Here is a 17,332-nt window from a genome sequence, read left to right on the forward strand (position 1 = left end):
GCAGAAAGCAGCAAACAGAACGCTGAGGCTTTAGCTATCCCCTGAATGGATAATAGCTTAGATTCATTCTTTGTCATTTTGCTTTGTTTTTTAATTAAGTTTAGATTGATTACATTGTCTATGTAATTTTTATCGTTATAGATGGACATAGTTCGTACGGAACTCGCATGTGATATTTAATCTTTTTCGGGAATGATAAAAGTGCGATGAATAGGGCATGATCTAGCTCATTGGATTTCTTTTTTCTAATTCTTTTTGTTAGATTTGCACCTAGATTCGTATAATGCCAGAAATTCATAAGAAAGAAAGGGATATTTCTAAATAAATGACACGAGAATCACTTTCTATTCATGTTAATTAAATGGATATTTGTAGTCCAACTATGAATATAAAACACAAAAACGGATAAATTATATTATTAATTAAATAGCTATATCATGAAGAAAAAAAGCGTTTGGGCTTTAGCTTTAGCGGCGATGTTGATGTGGGTGGGAAAACCTGCGGTAGCGGCTGTGAATGAGGCTTTTGATCCAGTAGAGTATGTAAACCCGCTAATGGGTACGCAATCTTCTTTTGAGTTGTCTACAGGAAATACCTATCCGGCGATCGCTCGTCCGTGGGGTATGAATTTCTGGACTCCTCAGACAGGAAAGATGGGAGATGGATGGCAGTATGTATATACGGCTAACAAGATCCGTGGCTTTAAACAGACCCATCAGCCAAGCCCGTGGATCAATGATTACGGACAATTTGCAATCATGCCGGTGGTTGGTAAACCGGAATTCGACCAAGATAAACGTGCGAGCTGGTTCTCGCATAAAGGAGAGATCGCCAAGGCTTATTACTATAAGGTATATCTGGCGGAGCATGACGTGGTAACGGAATTAACGCCGACAGATCGTGCCGCTATGTTCCGTTTCACTTTCCCGGAAAACGAGCATTCTTATATCGTGGTGGATGCCTTGGATAAGGGTTCTTATATCAAGGTAATTCCGGAGGAGAATAAGATCATCGGTTATTCAACGAAGAATAGCGGCGGGGTTCCCGATAATTTCAAGAATTATTTTGTGATCGAGTTTGATAAGCCTTTCACATACGAGGCTACATTTGCCGACGCTTCTTTGAAAGAGGGTGCGAAGGAGCAAACGAGTGACCATGTAGGAGCCGTAATCGGTTTCAAGACGAAGAAGGGTGAAATCGTTCATGCGAAGGTGGCTTCCTCATTTATTAGCTTCGATCAGGCCGCTATCAATATGAAGGAATTAGGTAACGATAACTTTGATACTTTGGTTCAGAAAGGTAAGGATGTTTGGAATGAGCATCTGAGCAAGATCGAAGTTGAAGGTGGAGATTTGGATCAATACCGTACTTTCTATTCTTGCTTCTATCGTTCATTGTTGTTCCCCCGTAAGTTCTATGAGATCAACGCTCAAGGCGAGGTGGTTCATTACAGCCCGTATAATGGTGAGGTATTACCCGGTTATATGTTTACCGATACCGGATTCTGGGATACGTTCCGTAGTTTGTTCCCGTTCTTGAACTTGATGTTCCCGTCTGTAAACAAGGAAATGCAAGAGGGTTTGATCAATACGTATAAGGAAAGCGGCTTCTTCCCGGAATGGGCAAGTCCGGGCCACCGTGGTTGCATGGTCGGTAATAACTCGGCATCTATCTTGGTAGACGCTTATATGAAAGGCGTGAAGGTTGACGATTTGGAGACTCTATATAAAGGTTTGATCCATGGTACGGAAAACGTTCACCCGAAGGTCTCTTCTACAGGACGTCTGGGGCATGAATATTATAATAAGTTAGGATATGTCCCTTACGATGTGAAGATTAACGAGAATGCCGCTCGTACATTGGAATATGCTTACAATGACTGGTGTATCTGGCAGATCGCTAAACAACTAGGCCGTCCGAAAAAGGAATTGGATTTATATGCCCGTCGTGCGTTGAACTATAAGAACCTGTACGACAAGGAAACCAAGTTGATGCGTGGCAAGAATGAGAATGGCGAGTTCATGGCTCCGTTCTCTCCGCTGAAATGGGGTGACGCTTTCACGGAAGGTAATAGCTGGCACTATTCATGGTCTGTATTCCACGATCCTCAGGGATTGATCGACTTGATGGGCGGTAAGGATTCATTTGTGATGATGCTTGACTCCGTATTTGCTGTACCGCCTTTGTTCGATGATAGCTACTACGGTGGTGTGATCCACGAGATCCGCGAGATGACCGTGATGAATATGGGTAACTACGCTCACGGTAACCAGCCGATCCAGCATATGATTTATTTATACAACTATGCGGGTCAACCTTGGAAGGCTCAATATTGGTTGCGTCAAGTAATGAATAAGATGTATACTCCGGGTCCGGATGGTTATTGCGGTGATGAGGATAATGGCCAGACTTCCGCTTGGTATGTATTCTCAGCGTTAGGATTCTATCCGGTCGCTCCGGGTACGACCCAATATGTGTTGGGCGCTCCGCTGTTCAAGAAGGCTACGATCCATTTTGAGAATGGAAACAACTTGGTGATCAATGCCCCGAACAACAGCGATAAGAATATCTATATCGAATCCATGACGTTCAACGGCAAGAACTACACTAAGAATTATCTGGATCATAACGATTTGTTTAAGGGTGGCGTGATCGACTTCAAGATGGGTGACAAGCCGAATATGAATCGTGGTATTAATCCGGAGGATATGCCTTACTCATTCTCCGTAAACGAGGAAGGGATCAATAAACTTTCCCCTATTTCAGTAAAACCTAGTAAAAAGAAGAAATAAGCAATTAAGATGAATTTCATTCACAAACCATTAATGTCAGGCATAGCGATATGCCTGACATTTTTCGCATACTCCTGTGCTACACCGGAGAAAACGGAAAACAAGACAGACTTTACCGCATATGTAGATCCTTATATCGGATCGGGAGAACACGGACACGTATTTGTCGGGGCAAACGTTCCATTTGGAGCTGTTCAAGTAGGTCCTCAGAATATTTTTAAGGGATGGGACTGGTGTTCCGGTTACCATTACTCCGATAGTATCATTATCGGATTTAGTCATACGCATTTGAGCGGAACCGGATGTTCTGATCTGGGGGATATCCTTCTGATGCCTTATACGGGCGAGGTACGTACCGCCCGTGGCGAGCAAGATAATATAGAGGGAGCCGCTTCTTCCTATTATAAACATGCCAACGAAGCCGTAGCTCCGGGATATTACTCTTTGCTGATGGATAATGGCGTAAAAGCGGAGTTGACGGCGACCGAGCGTGTAGCCTTACATCGTTATACGTATCCGTCGGGAAGCGAGCATCGCCTCTTGATCAACTTGAAGGAGGGTATCGGTGATAAAGCGTATGACACTTATTTGAAGAAGATTGATGAGTACACGATCGAGGGGTACCGCTTTTCCAAAGGTTGGAGCCCACGTCATAAAGTATTCTTTACGTTGAAATGTGATCAGCCGATCGAGTCTTTGGCTGTATTCAACGATGATGAGGCTGCGGGTAATGATGAGTTGACGGGCGAGTCCGTTAAGGGAGTGATTACCTTTAAGGGAGATTCCCCGACCGCCTTGGTAAAGGTCGCTATCTCTTCCGTAAGTTGCGAGAATGCCTTGGCTAACTTACGTGCGGAGCTTTCTCATTGGGATTTCGACGAGGTTCGTAACGAGGCTATCGATAAATGGAATGATCAATTATCTTGTATCTCCATCGATACGAAAGATGAGCGTGCCAAGAAGGTTTTCTATACCGCCATGTACCATGCGTTTATCGCTCCGACATTGTATTGCGACGCGAATGGCGATTTCCGTGGCCATGACGATAAGGTGTATACGAACAATACTTGGAAGAACTATTCCACTTTCTCTCTATGGGATACGTATCGTACCTTGCATCCGTTGTTCACGATTATCAAGCCTCAATATGTGTCGGATTTGGTGAACTCGATGTTAAGCATTTACGACCAGCAAGAGAAATTACCGATCTGGCCGTTGATTGGTGGTGAGACGGATCAAATGCCGGGATATAGCGCTGTGCCTATTATCGCGGATGCCTATCTGAAAGGTTTTACCGGCTTTGACGCTGACCGTGCGTATCGTTATATGGTTGCTTCCTCTGTCTATGAGAAGCAAAACGGGGTGCCGTACGTGTTGGAAAAAGGCTATATCCCTTGTGATAAGGTACGTGAGGCTACTTCTATCGCGATGGAATACGCAGCCGATGATTGGGGTATCGCCTTGATGGCGAAGAAAATGGGCAAGACGGAGGATTACCAGAATTACTTGAAACGTGGTAAATATTATACGCAGTATTTCGATAAGGATATCAACTTTATCCGTCCGAAAATGAATGATGGCAGCTGGCGTACGCCGTACGATCCGATTCAGTCCATACATAGCGTAGGCGATTTCTGTGAGGGAAATGGTTGGCATTATACATTCTTCGTGCCCCAGCATCCGGAAGGCTTGATCGAGTTGATGGGTGGCGACGCTCCGTTTATCTCGAAACTGGATTCTTTGTTCTTGGTGGAAGGTGAGTTAGGAGAGAACGCCTCTCCGGATATCAGTGGCTTGATCGGCATGTACGCCCATGGAAATGAGCCGAGCCATCATGTCACTTACCTTTATCCATACGCCGGCGAGCAATGGAAGACAGCCGAGAAAGTTCGTTACATCCAAGATGTGTTCTATACCGACCAACCGGAGGGCATCATCGGAAACGAGGATTGTGGCCAGATGTCCGCTTGGCATATCATGTCTGCCTTGGGATTTTACCAAGTAAATCCTTCCAATGGCGTGTTCGTGTTCGGTAGCCCGTTATTTGATAAGGCTTCCGTTCATTTGCCGGAGGGTAAGACTTTCGAGGTCGTAGCCCAGAACAACAGCAAGGAGAATGTATATATCCAATCCGTGTTGTTAAATGGTAAACCTTATAACAATTCTTATATCCTGTATGATGATATCGTGAAGGGAGGGAATCTTACCTTTGTGATGGGAAGTACACCGAATAAGGAGTTCGGAGCTGCCCCGGAAAATCGTCCGAAGACGGCTGAGTAAATAGCTCCCTTACTAGTGAGCGGTTAGCTCTGTTACCCGTGAGACAACGTCTCACGGATTGCCGGGAAAGTACCCGGCTGAGAAGCAAAGAATAATTAACGAATTAATAATCGACAAAATGAAGACAAAGCTTAAAACTTCGATGGCCCTTTTGGCTTCCGCTTTCCTGTGGGTGTCATGCGCCGGTGGGGGAGGGACTTCTCCTTCGGCGATGGACCCGGTGGATTACGTGAATCCTTATATGGGAAACATCAGCCATTTATTGGTGCCTACTTTCCCGACCGTGCATTTGCCGAACAGTATGCTACGTGTATATCCGGAGCGTGCGGACTTCACGGGCGACCGTCTGGGCGGTTTGCCTATTATCGTGACAAACCATCGTGAGCGTTCCGCGTTCAATTTATGCCCTTATCAAGGTGACGAATCCGGCTTGCGACCCGTGATCGCTTATAGCTATGATCGGGAGAAGATCTTGCCGTACCGTTATCAGGTATATCTGGATAATGAGGAAATCGACGTGGACTTCGCCCCGTCCCATCAAAGTGCCGTATATTCGCTCACTTTCGAGAAAGAGGGACCGGCTTATCTGGTATTTAACAGCCGTAACGGACAGCTACAAGTAAATGGTAATTCCGTAAGCGGTTATCAATATATAGATAAGAAAACGAAAGTCTTTTTATATGCCGAGACGAACCAGAAGCCTGTGAAAGCGGGTGTATTGTCAAACGGCAGTGTCAACTATAACGAGACCTCCGTGGAAGGTACCAATGCCGCTATCGCCCTTTCCTTCGGGGAGGACGTGAAGAAACTTGGCGTTCGCTACGGTATCTCTTTTATCAGCGAGGAACAGGCGAAGAAGAATCTGGAGCGTGAGATCGCCGCTTACGACGTGGATGTGGTAGCGAAGATCGCCCGCAACGATTGGAACGACGCTTTAGGTAAAATACAAGTACAAGGCGGTACCAAGGATGAGAAGACCGTATTCTATACCTCTTTATATCGTTGCTACGAACGCCCGATAAACTTGAGCGAGGACGGACATTATTACAGTGCTTTCGACGGAAAGATCCATGAGGATGGCGGACGGCCTTTCTATACGGACGACTGGATTTGGGATACCTACCGTGCTACGCATCCCCTGCGTGTCTTGATCGATAATGAGCGTGAGAACGATATCATCAACTCTTATCTCCTGATGGCGGAGCAGATGGGTACCGACTGGATGCCTACCTTCCCGGAGGTGACGGGAGATACACGCCGTATGAACTCAAACCATGCTGTCGCTACCGTGATCGACGCTTACCGCAAGGGCTTGCGTGGGTTTGAGCTGGAAAAGGCTTATATCGCTTGTAAGAAAGGTATCGAGGAAAAGACCTTGATCCCGTGGTCTGCCGCTCCCGCCGGTTGGTTGGACGATTTCTACAAGGAACATGGCTATATTCCTGCGTTGAGACCGGGAGAGAAAGAGACGGTGCCTAACGTATCCATTTGGGAAAAACGTCAGCCGATCGCCGTGACTTTAGGAACTTCGTATGATGAATGGTGCTTGTCCCAGATCGCTCAAGAATTGGGAAAGAAAGACGAGGCGGATTATTATTTGCGTCGCTCTTACAATTACCGGAACGTATTTAATCCGGAGACAGGTTTCTTCCATCCGAAAGATAAGGATGGCAAGTTTATCTATCCATTGGATTACCGTTATGATGGTGGTCTGGGTGCCCGTGATTATTACGATGAGAATAACGGATATATTTATCGTTGGGACGTACAGCATAATATCGGTGACTTGATCTCTTTGATCGGAGGCAATGAGGCGTTTACCTCTGCTTTGGATTCCATGTTCAATACGCCGCTGGGTATGTCTAAATGGCAATTCTATTCCACGCTTCCGGATCATACGGGTAACGTAGGTATGTTCTCTATGGCGAATGAGCCGAGCTTGCATATCCCGTACTTGTATAATTATGCGGGTAAGCCTTGGATGACGCAGAAACGTATCCGTACCTTATTGAATCAATGGTTCCGCAATGATTTGATGGGTGTACCGGGTGATGAGGACGGTGGTGGTATGTCCGCTTTCGTTGTCTTCAGTCAGATGGGATTCTATCCGGTGACTCCGGGTTCTCCTACCTATAATATCGGTAGCCCGATGTTTACCGACGTGAAAGTGGATATGGGTAACGGCAATACGTTCGAGATCCGTGCGAATAACGCGTCCGATGAGAATAAATACGTACAATCCGCTAAGTTGAACGGCGTAACCTTGAACCAGCCTTGGTTCAATCATAGCGATATCGCCGTCGGTGGTTTGTTAGAGTTAGAGATGGGGCCGAAAGCGAATAAGGAATGGGGATTGGGAACGCCTCCTCCTTCTGCTGCTCCGATGCCTAAGTAAATAAAAAAGCGTGTTGCGATTGTCGCAACACGCTTTTTTTATGCCAATACCTTAGCGATTAATTTCTTTAGTTCTTTTATATCAATGGGCTTCACTACATAATCCGTGAATTCACATTGTTTGGCGATCTCCTTTTCCCTTTCGAAAGCGAATGCCGTGAGTGCTATGATCGGAATGGTCTTGGATAAGGTGCGGATTCTGCGAGTTGCTTCGAATCCGTCCATAACCGGCATTTTTATGTCCATTAGGATTAGGTCCGGATGATATGTCTCGAACATATCGATAGCCTCTTGCCCGTTTAGCGCATGATAAAGTTGGTATTGCTTGCCAAACAAGGTTTCCAAAAGGAAATAATTCTCATAAACGTCCTCGGCGATTAAGATGGAATGATGCCTATCTGAACGGGGCGTTTCTTCGGATTGGACGAGGATGTCCGGTGAAAGCTCAATATCAGTCCGTTTTGTGTCCAAAGGCAGAGTGAACCAAAAAGTGGAACCCACCCCTTCTTCAGAGTCTACGCCGATTTTACCTCCTAATGCCTCGATAATGGTTCGGCTGATGGTTAATCCCAATCCCGTACCTTGCTGGAAAGTATCTACCTTGATGAATCGCTCGAATATACGTCTTTGGTTTTCCGCGGAGATACCGATACCTGTATCTTTCACGCAGACTCGGATAAAATCCCCTTCTATCTCATAATAAATCGTGATACTTCCTTTTGTGGTAAATTTGATAGCGTTATTCACGAAATTGGATATCACTTGCATAACCCTCCGCTCATCGGTTTTAACGATTACGGATGGGGAGTCGAGATCAAAGATCAGATCCACGTCTGAAGGCATCTTTATAGAGTCTGCCAATGCGATTTCGCCACATATATCCTTGATGTCCACTTCCTCGAAATGATAATCCATGGTTCCCGCCTCGATTTTAGAGAAATCAAGGATATCGTCGATCAGTTGCAGTAGCAAATCATTGTTTTTATGGATGATATCTAAATAAGATTGACGCTCTACCTCATCATCAATCTCGGCGATTATATTTGAGAACCCGACGATAGCGTTCAGCGGCGTGCGTATCTCATGACTCATATTCGCCAAGAACGCGGACTTCAATTTATCAGCTTCCTTTACCTTGATTAGCTCGATCTCCTTTTCCCGTTGCTGGGTTATGTTGGAGGTGTAGCTTACGATCCTGTTAGGCGTTCCGTCATCGTTGAATTTATAGGAGCGTACATTGGAGTTGAACCAGAATGTTTTGCCATTGAGGATACGCCTGTAAGCCGCTACGAAGTTATTGATCTTCCCTTGCAGGAGAGGTTTGAACTGTTTATTATATACCCGGTCAAAATCATCCGGATGGATTGAGGATTTATAGTCTTCTTGATTCTTGAAGTTGTAATCATGAATCGCTTTTAGCCCCTCATTATTATTAATGTCTTCATTGAGGCCAAAATCTACGGTCAATTTATCATTCTCTACATCGTATTCCCAAAGAATGGAATCCCCGGTATCTACCGATACTTTTAGCCGGGCTAGGCTATTTTCGATTTGTTCCCGCTTGATGTGATTCTCGGTATCGTCGAATACAATATAAATATAGCCGAATATATTATCAAGAGAGTCTTTTAATGTGACTCCTTTTACCAACAGATGCTTTGTTTTAGAATCATGATGACTATCGTAATAGCCGTTTTGAGAAGCAACCTTGAAATCATAATTAAGTGGAAAGAATATATCTTTTCCGTTTTTGAGGCTTTGGTTTACATATTTCGGGATATTAGGATTCTCGAACATATTCAGTCCCACGGCCTGCTCACGGGTAACACCAAAAATATCGAGATCCGCTTGGTTGATATCTACCAACACTCCATTCTCATCATAAAGTTCGGCGCCCCAAGGCATCTTGTCGAAAATGATCTTAAACTTCGTCTCGCTTTTCATGACTTGCATAGCCGTATGTTCTACTAATCCTTGAACTTCCCCTCTTTCAATGGCTATGGAAAGGATATCAGCCAACATATGTAAATTCTCTATATCTAAGGCACTCCAGTTCCGTTTCTTTTTTACAGAATCAAAGCCGATAAATCCGGATGGTTTGCCTTGCTTGAAAATAGGGATGACTAATAAGGATGAAACCTCTTGCAAAATCAGAAGATGCTGCTCACTCTTCGCCTCTTCCGGCATTTTAGAGACATCATGAATAACGATATCCATGCCCTTTTTGATACTATCGTACCACCAAGGAATCTCGTCTTGCGGGAGTTGACGCAGTAAATCCTCTCGCATAGAGATAATGCCATCACAAGTAACTTCATTCGTAAAGTCAACAGTATGAGTTTGTTCGTCAAATGTTCCGATATACACCCGATCCACATCGAAAAATTGTAAGATGCGGAATAGCGCTTGGTCAATAACCGAGTTTTCTTTGGCTCCAAGAAGAAGTGACAATACATCCGACATCGTTTTTCGCAAATCAATCATATTGGCCAAAATCAAGTCGGTCTTTTCATCTTCTACATCGGTCTTCTTGTCTATAGCCTCATTAAGAAATGTTGTATTGGAATGAATGTTATTCATGATAAATTGAGTGTACTAAATTTATTCGAAAACAAATGTAAGTATAAACTTTGATTATTTTTTGTTTTAGTGTTTATTATATTATTATCGTGGCTTTAAAAATAATTTTGTACGTTTGTAAATGGTTGAATTAAACTTGAAATCTATGGATAATAAAATCATATTGACGATAGGCCGCCAGTTCGGAAGCGGTGGCCGCGAGATCGGACAACGTTTGGCGAAGGAGTTGGGTATCGGTTACTATGATAAGGAACTGATTACCGTGGCGGCCCGTGAGAGTGGATTATGCGAGGATGTTTTCGAGAAGGCGGACGAACGTGCCTCCAGTGGTTTATCGTACGCTTTTACGATGGGGTACTCTTCTTTTATGGGAGGGATGTTTACGCCTTATAATGATATTTTGTCTAATGACGGTCTTTTTAAGATACAGAGTGACGCTATCCGTAAATTGGCGGAGACTGAGTCGTGTGTTTTGGTAGGGCGTTGCGCTGATTATATCCTCCGGGATGATCCGGCTTGTTTGAGCTTCTTTATCCATAGTTCAGTGGAGAGCCGAGTCCAAAAGACCGTGGAAAGGCATGGTGTGACAGTGGAAGAGGCGAAGAACATGATGGAGAAGACTGATAAATCCCGTGCGGCTTACTATAATTATTATACGAATAAGACATGGGGAATGGCCTCTTCTTATAATTTCTCGATCGATGTATCCGTATTAGGGATCGACGAGACCGTGGAATTTATGAAAAGCTTTATCGAGCGCAGATTGAATAAGCGTCCGCCTCATTTCGGATAAATCGTATTCTTGAGAAACCATTATTGAATAGAGATTAACCTATTAAAACTAAGAAAGTATGCGAAAACCTTTTATTACTGTTCGGCTGACCCATGGTATGTTGGGCGCCTTGTTAGTTTCCACCTGTGCTTGTTCGGGCACGAAGTGGACGGAGGTAGAGAAAGATTCTATCCGTATCGTTACCCAGCAAGAAGGAGCTGTATTAGGATATTCGGCCAATTCGGGGGTGAGACTTCTTGCCGTTGACGGATATGCCTTCAAAGATCTGAATCGGAACGGGTTGCTTGATCCGTATGAGGATTGGCGTCTTACCCCCGAGGAACGTGCCGTTGATTTGGCCGGGCAGTTATCTACAGAGGAGATCGCCGGATTGATGCTTTATAGCGCCCATCAATCTATCCCCGGTGCCTCGAAAGGGTTTGGAGCTTCTACCTACAATGGCAAATCTTTTGATGAGAGTGGAGCCCAGCCATCCGATCTTTCCGATGCGCAGCGTAAATTCCTCACCGAGGATAATGTTCGTCATGTATTGGTTACGAGAGTACAAAGTCCAGAAGTGGCGGCTCGCTGGAATAATAATGTGCAAGCTTTAGTGGAGGGCATCGGTCACGGTATCCCAGCCAATAATAGTTCCGATCCTCGCCATGGTACGGCTGCGGATACAGAGTATAATTTTGGTAGCGGAGGACAGATCTCCTTATGGCCCGGTTCTTTAGGTTTGGCGGCTACTTTCCGTCCGGAAATGATGAGACGTTTTGGTGAGATCGCCTCTGCTGAATATCGGGCGTTAGGTATCGCTACTGCCTTGTCCCCGCAAGTGGATATGGCGACGGAGCCCCGCTGGAGCCGTGTGAGCGGTACGTTTGGAGAGGATCCGGACTTGGTTACGGATATGTCTCGTGCGTATGTGGACGGTTTTCAGACTTCAACCGGTGGGAAAGAGATTCGTGACGGTTGGGGCTATGAGAGCGTAAACGCCATGGTAAAACATTGGCCGGGGGGTGGACCGGGTGAGGCTGGACGTGATGCTCATTACGGTTATGGTAAATACGCTGTTTACCCCGGAAAGAATATCGAGGAACAAAAGAAGCCTTTTGTGGAAGGCGCCTTTAAATTGGATGGAGCTACCGGCAAAGCTTCTGCGGTGATGCCTTATTATACGATTTCTGTCGGACTGAATCCGGATGGTGCGGATATTGCGAATAGTTACAACCGTTATCTGATTACGGATCAATTACGTGAGAAATATGGATACGACGGTGTGGTTTGTACAGACTGGGGAATCACGGGTGATGAGACGGGCATAGAGACCTTCGCCGGAAAACCTTGGGGAGCGGAGGAGCTTTCTGTTGCCGAACGGCATTACCGTATTTTGATGGCTGGCGTAGATCAGTTTGGTGGTAATAACGATAAAGGCCCGGTATTGGAGGCTTATAAGATGGGTGTGGAAGAGATGGGAGAGCCCGCCATGAGTGAACGTTTCGAGACTTCTGCCGTACGTTTATTACTGAATATCTTTCGGACAGGATTATTTGAGAATCCCTATTTAGACCCTGCCGAATCCCAAAAGATCGTAGGGAATCCTGATTTTATGAAGGAGGCTTACGATGCCCAGCTCGCTTCTGTCGTGATGCTGAAAAATAAGGGAAACGCCTTACCTATGAGTAAGGAGATGAAGGTGTATATTCCGAAACGTTATTATCCGGCGGTAGTCGGTTTCTTCGGAACGACTAGCGAGGCTCATAGGGATGATCCGGTGAATTTGGATTTGGTTCGTAAGTATTTTACGGTCGTTGATAATCCCGATGAGGCGGATTTCGCTATCGTCTTTATGACGAGCCCGAACAGTGGTACGGGGTATGATAAATCCGATCGTGAGAAAGGAGGAAACGGTTATATGCCTATCAGTTTACAGTATAATGATTATACCGCTACCTATGCCCGTAACCCAAGTTTGGCGGGGGGAGATCCGTTTGAGAATTTCACGAACCGTTCTTATAAAGGTAAGTCCGTGAAAACAGCTAATAAGCAGGATATGCTTTCTGTTTTGGAGACAAAGGCTAAAATGAAAGGTAAGCCTGTAATCGTATCTTTGGAGATGGATAAGCCCACGATTATGTCCGAGTTCGAGGGTTCGGCGGATGCCATTTTGGTGAACTTCGGTGTACAAAACCAAGCGGTCTTGGATATCATCAGTGGAAAAGCCGAGCCTTCCGCTTTGTTGCCTTTGCAGATGCCGGCAGATATGCGTATCGTGGAGGAGCAATTCGAGGATGTTCCCCGGGATATGAAATGCTATACGGACAGCGAGGGCCATCTGTATGATTTCGCTTTTGGTATGAATTGGAAAGGCGTTATCGATGATGAGCGAGTGACTAAATATAAATAGGGTAAATTACATTTTTGTGTTTTTGTGGTTACGGTATCTATATATAATGCCTAAATTTGCATGGTAATATTATTAAGTGCAGACCATGAAAATTATGACATTGCAGGGAACGGACAAATTGTTATATGAACTTGTCGCGCCTTTGGTCATGAATCCAGCCATTTTGCGACAAAATAACAATTACCCTTTTAAAACATCTCGTAGCCACGTTTGGTATATAGCCTTTCATGAAACGGCTGTTGTTGGTTTTATGCCTGTAAAAAAAGGACATATCTATTACTCTATAGACAATTATTTCGTGAGTGGTGACGATCCTTCGGTATTGAGTGAACTTCTTGAAGAAGTCATAAAGGATTTTTCATCTCAAGCTTCACTTATGGCTGTTGTGCATAAACGTCATGTAAAAGTGTTCTCACAAAAAAAGTTCCAGACATGTGTTGAGTGGAAAAATTATGATAAAATGCATTATTTACCGGAGGTAGAGTCATGATGCGAAGAATGGATGTGTACGAGGCGACAGAGAAAAGATTGAAGATCATTTTTGATTATTTCGATTACGTATACGTCTCTTTTTCCGGCGGAAAGGATAGTGGTGTACTGTTGAATTTGTGTGTAGATTATATTCGTAGATACGCTCCGGGACGAAAACTAGGTGTATTTCATATGGATTATGAGGTTCAATACAGCCAGACGACCGAATATGTGGAAAAGGTTTATGCCGCTAATTCCGATATCCTTGATATTTATCATTGTTGTGTTCCTTTTAAAGTCCAGACATGTACATCTATGTTTCAACAATATTGGAGACCTTGGAGCGAGGAGTGCCGGGATATCTGGGTTCGAGAGATGCCCCATTCATGTCTCCGGGCGAAAGACTTTGACTTCTTCAAGGAGGACATGTGGGATTATGATTTTCAGAATATGTTCCCTTTTTGGTTGTATCAACGGAAAATGGGCCGGCGTATATGTTGCCTTGTTGGTATCCGTACCCAAGAGAGTTTTAATAGGTGGCGGGCCATACATAGTGATAAGAATTACAGAAAACTAGCTAATTATAAATGGACTCGCAGAATGAATTATTCTATATATAACGCATATCCTATTTATGATTGGAAAACTCAGGATATCTGGATAGCGAACGGAAAGTTCGGTTGGCCATATAATCATTTGTATGATTTGTATTATCAAGCAGGGGTGCCTTTGTCCCGGCAACGTGTGGCGAGCCCATTCATATCCCAAGCGATATCCACACTGTTCATTTACAAAGTTGTCGATCCCGACATGTGGGGGCGGATGGTTGGACGTGTAAACGGTGTTGGCTTTGCCGGTATATATGGGAATACCTCCGCTATGGGATGGAGGGCTATCAAGTGCCCAGCCGGGTTCTCTTGGGAGAAATATATGTATTTTCTCCTAAATACCTTACCCGAAGAAACTCGTGAGAACTATTTGAATAAGTTAAGAGTCAGCCGTAAATTCTGGAGAGAAAAAGGGGGATGCCTCAGTGAGGAGACAATCGCTAAGTTACGGGCGGCTAATATTCCTATCATTGTGGAAGAATGTACCGCTTACCATACGGATAAGAAACCAGTACGGATGGAGTATATCGATGATATCAATATACCCGAGTTTAAAGAAATCCCTACTTACAAACGTATGTGTGTTTGTATTTTGAAAAACGATCATACATGCAAGTATATGGGTTTTTCCCAGACAAAACGAGAGAGGGATATGAGAAAAGAAGTAATGGACAAATATAATTTTTATAAGCATGGGAAACTTTGTTAGTCCGGCATATGGTGTTAGGGCTGTCCCTATAGAAAAAATTGTAGCCAACAGCTATAACCCTAATATCATGGCACCACCGGAAATGCGATTATTGGAACTTTCCATTTGGGAGGATGGCTATACGATGCCTTGCGTCTGTTATTATCTTGAAGAGGATGATTTATATGAGATAGTAGATGGTTATCATCGTTATCTGGTTATGAAGCAATCTCAAAGGATTTATGATCGTGAGAAAGGAATGTTGCCTGTAACGGTGATTGAGAAAGATATTTCAAACCGAATGGCTTCAACCATTCGCCATAACAGGGCTCGAGGGATGCACAACTTGGAACTTATGACGGAGATTGTTACGGAGTTGGTCAAATCTGGGATGTCTGATAAGTGGATCATGCGTAATATTGGAATGGATAAAAATGAGTTACTTCGGTTCAAGCAGATTTCGGGATTAGCTGAATTATTCCGGGATAAAGAATTCGGTTGGTCTGATGACTGGTCGGAAGAAGATTAAGCTTTTTACATTTCTCAATATGTTGAGGAGCAATTTGTTTGTTCGCCGATATATCGAGTATATAATGTTCTTTCCCTTCCAACTCAGAGTCTGTCCAAAGCTCGATAACCGAATTGCCTTTTGCCCGTAACCCTCCCATAATGGCGCTTTGCCCGAATCGTTCTCTCAATATGTCTTGCAACTCAAACAAGCAGGGAGCCTGTTTGGGCAAATTGGTTTTCACTACGGTTTGCGGAGTGATTGTAAAATTCTTCGCATCCGTTACTTGTCCCCAAGAACATACCACCACTAACAGCAGCGACAACATGATATTGATTTTTCTGACGGTAAAGCACATAACTTCTTTTATTTAAGATATTGTATCAAGGCATCACATTGTTCCATATATCCTTGCAGCGTATCTGCCATTTGCGGCATTTCAGGAAGCAGTTCACCACATATCCGTTTGATGCCGGGTAGTTCCATCAATCCGGGAAAGCCTTTTCGCATCCATTCTTTCTTAGAGGGATAATCGTCCGGAAGATTAGTGTATAGCATTTGGTAGTAGCTGATGGATAATGCGATTTGTTGTATCTGTTTTGTCTCTCCTTCGGGGTATTGTTCCAGTTTGTTGATAGCTTCCGTAAACAGGGATCGCTGCATTTCGATGGTAGCCGGATAATCACCCAACAATACAAGTGTCTGTAACAAATAAATACGGCAAGTAGCAAGTTCCTGCTCAGTTAACGGCAGTCCGCTCAGGTACTCAAGCCCCTCTTTGACCTCAAGGAGAGAGAGCAGGCGTTCCGGTGGCAATGTGCCCGGTTCTTGTGCCTTCAGCCATTGGTGGCAAGCGAAACTGACCACGCAACGGTGGAGCAGGCGTGACGGATCATTTTCATCTCCTGTAAGGGAGGCATAACGGTCGGCTTCCGCAAAATCATGCTTTTCTATAAGCTTGTACATTATGCGTTTACAAAATTCTGGAAATAGAGATTCCTGTTTCTCTTTCCACTGGTTGTACGGGGTCTCCCAACCGGCAAGGAAAGACATTTCCTCTTCTTCAAAATCGAAATCCATCTCTTTCCCATAGGCTCCTGCCACTTCAAACGCTTCGGGAACTGCCAGCAGCCGGAGCAACGTTTGGATTCTTTCAGGTTCGGGTGCATTGTCATCGTCCAAACCTTCCACTACGCAAAGTAGCGGAAAGAACGCGTACCAATGTCCCAGCGTATCGGCTCCTCTTTTATCCCCTTCGGCAAGTGCCTTAGAAGCTAAGGGAACAATTTGTTCCGCCAATTCCAAAGGGTCTAGTAGCCGAAGTTCCGCCTTTGCCGATACAGGAAGAACACTCATCTCAAGCAGCTTTTTCCATAATGCAGTCCCTGCGGTGACACAACACTTTCCGGAACAACCGTCCACATAAGTACCATCTTTCAAGAAACCGCCCTCTACGGCAAGCCGCCTCGCCTCGCTACGCTCCGGCTCCGGCAATTGCTCCGGAGGCAAAAGAGAGAGATAACCGAGTTGTTCCAGTTCATCACGAACCCGTAATACCGTGTACCCGCAGTCCAGTTGATTCTGGATTTGGTAAAGACTATAACAAATACTTTGTGCCAAAGGTGGAACAGGAGAGGCGGTCGCTGTTGTTATCACGGAATATTCCACCAAACTTTCTATAGCATGCATTGACATAATTGCAGTGATTTATAAGGATTAATATGAGTCATATTGGTTGATAAATTGAAAACCAGAGATAGAAACTATAAGTTTGAATTACCTAATTACAAGATTTACAGATTTAATACCACTACGTTTATCGTAAGCAA

General features: G+C 44.4%; 10 protein-coding genes. 8 read left to right on the forward strand and 2 right to left on the reverse strand.

Going from position 1 to position 17,332, the window contains the following annotated elements:
- The first annotated feature begins 437 nt into the window (after positions 1 to 437).
- From DW205_RS19645 to DW205_RS19655, 3 genes are all read left to right on the forward strand, one after another.
- On the forward strand, positions 438 to 2,792 hold the full coding sequence (locus DW205_RS19645) for a GH92 family glycosyl hydrolase (RefSeq protein WP_005866432.1): 2,355 nt from the start codon (positions 438 to 440) through the stop codon (positions 2,790 to 2,792).
- A gap of 9 nt (positions 2,793 to 2,801) precedes the next feature.
- Positions 2,802 to 5,072 carry a GH92 family glycosyl hydrolase gene (locus tag DW205_RS19650; protein WP_005866434.1) on the forward strand — a complete coding sequence of 757 codons (2,271 nt, stop codon included), beginning with the start codon at positions 2,802 to 2,804 and terminating at the stop codon, positions 5,070 to 5,072.
- 118 nt (positions 5,073 to 5,190) lie between these two features.
- A complete protein-coding gene (locus DW205_RS19655; RefSeq protein ID WP_005866436.1) occupies positions 5,191 to 7,467 on the forward strand; it encodes a GH92 family glycosyl hydrolase in 2,277 nt (758 codons plus the stop codon).
- Between the two features lie 38 nt (positions 7,468 to 7,505).
- Here the strand turns inward: DW205_RS19655 and DW205_RS19660 are convergent, their stop codons facing one another.
- Positions 7,506 to 10,046 carry an ATP-binding protein gene (locus DW205_RS19660; RefSeq protein WP_005866438.1) on the reverse strand — a complete coding sequence of 847 codons (2,541 nt, stop codon included), beginning with the start codon at positions 10,044 to 10,046 and terminating at the stop codon, positions 7,506 to 7,508.
- A 145-nt stretch (positions 10,047 to 10,191) separates the two neighbouring features.
- On the opposite strand from DW205_RS19660, the gene DW205_RS19665 reads away from it, so the two are divergent.
- From DW205_RS19665 to DW205_RS19685, 5 genes are all read left to right on the forward strand, one after another.
- On the forward strand, positions 10,192 to 10,839 hold the full coding sequence (locus DW205_RS19665; protein WP_005866440.1) for an AAA family ATPase: 648 nt from the start codon (positions 10,192 to 10,194) through the stop codon (positions 10,837 to 10,839).
- Positions 10,840 to 10,897: 58 nt separating this feature from the next.
- Positions 10,898 to 13,228 carry a glycoside hydrolase family 3 N-terminal domain-containing protein gene (locus tag DW205_RS19670; RefSeq protein ID WP_005866442.1) on the forward strand — a complete coding sequence of 777 codons (2,331 nt, stop codon included), beginning with the start codon at positions 10,898 to 10,900 and terminating at the stop codon, positions 13,226 to 13,228.
- Positions 13,229 to 13,313: 85 nt separating this feature from the next.
- A complete protein-coding gene (locus DW205_RS19675) occupies positions 13,314 to 13,718 on the forward strand; it encodes a hypothetical protein (protein WP_005866444.1) in 405 nt (134 codons plus the stop codon).
- Positions 13,715 to 15,016, forward strand: coding sequence for a DUF3440 domain-containing protein (locus tag DW205_RS19680; protein WP_005866446.1), 1,302 nt, complete (start codon positions 13,715 to 13,717; stop codon positions 15,014 to 15,016). The genes DW205_RS19675 and DW205_RS19680 overlap by 4 nt, the downstream gene beginning before the upstream one ends.
- Positions 15,000 to 15,524 carry a ParB/RepB/Spo0J family partition protein gene (locus DW205_RS19685; protein WP_005857955.1) on the forward strand — a complete coding sequence of 175 codons (525 nt, stop codon included), beginning with the start codon at positions 15,000 to 15,002 and terminating at the stop codon, positions 15,522 to 15,524. The genes DW205_RS19680 and DW205_RS19685 overlap by 17 nt, the downstream gene beginning before the upstream one ends.
- Positions 15,525 to 15,869: 345 nt before the next feature.
- Here DW205_RS19685 and DW205_RS19695 read toward each other — a convergent pair whose 3' ends face one another.
- Positions 15,870 to 17,198: a hypothetical protein gene (locus DW205_RS19695; protein ID WP_005866450.1), complete on the reverse strand. Its 1,329-nt coding sequence runs from the start codon at positions 17,196 to 17,198 to the stop codon at positions 15,870 to 15,872.
- Between the last annotated feature and the right edge of the window lie 134 nt (positions 17,199 to 17,332).

Origin of the sequence: Parabacteroides sp. AM17-47, assembly GCF_003434625.1 — a bacterium.
Classification (GTDB): Bacteria; Bacteroidota; Bacteroidia; order Bacteroidales; family Tannerellaceae; genus Parabacteroides; species Parabacteroides distasonis.

Coding starts and splice junctions, on each gene's coding strand:
- DW205_RS19645 (WP_005866432.1), top strand. CDS start 438: ATGAAGAAAAAAAGCGTTTGGGCTTTAGCTTTAGCGGCGATGTTGATG.
- DW205_RS19660 (WP_005866438.1), bottom strand. CDS start 10,046: ATGAATAACATTCATTCCAATACAACATTTCTTAATGAGGCTATAGAC.
- DW205_RS19675 (WP_005866444.1), top strand. CDS start 13,314: ATGAAAATTATGACATTGCAGGGAACGGACAAATTGTTATATGAACTT.
- DW205_RS19695 (WP_005866450.1), bottom strand. CDS start 17,198: ATGTCAATGCATGCTATAGAAAGTTTGGTGGAATATTCCGTGATAACA.
- DW205_RS19665 (WP_005866440.1), top strand. CDS start 10,192: ATGGATAATAAAATCATATTGACGATAGGCCGCCAGTTCGGAAGCGGT.
- DW205_RS19685 (WP_005857955.1), top strand. CDS start 15,000: ATGGGAAACTTTGTTAGTCCGGCATATGGTGTTAGGGCTGTCCCTATA.
- DW205_RS19650 (WP_005866434.1), top strand. CDS start 2,802: ATGAATTTCATTCACAAACCATTAATGTCAGGCATAGCGATATGCCTG.
- DW205_RS19655 (WP_005866436.1), top strand. CDS start 5,191: ATGAAGACAAAGCTTAAAACTTCGATGGCCCTTTTGGCTTCCGCTTTC.
- DW205_RS19670 (WP_005866442.1), top strand. CDS start 10,898: ATGCGAAAACCTTTTATTACTGTTCGGCTGACCCATGGTATGTTGGGC.
- DW205_RS19680 (WP_005866446.1), top strand. CDS start 13,715: ATGATGCGAAGAATGGATGTGTACGAGGCGACAGAGAAAAGATTGAAG.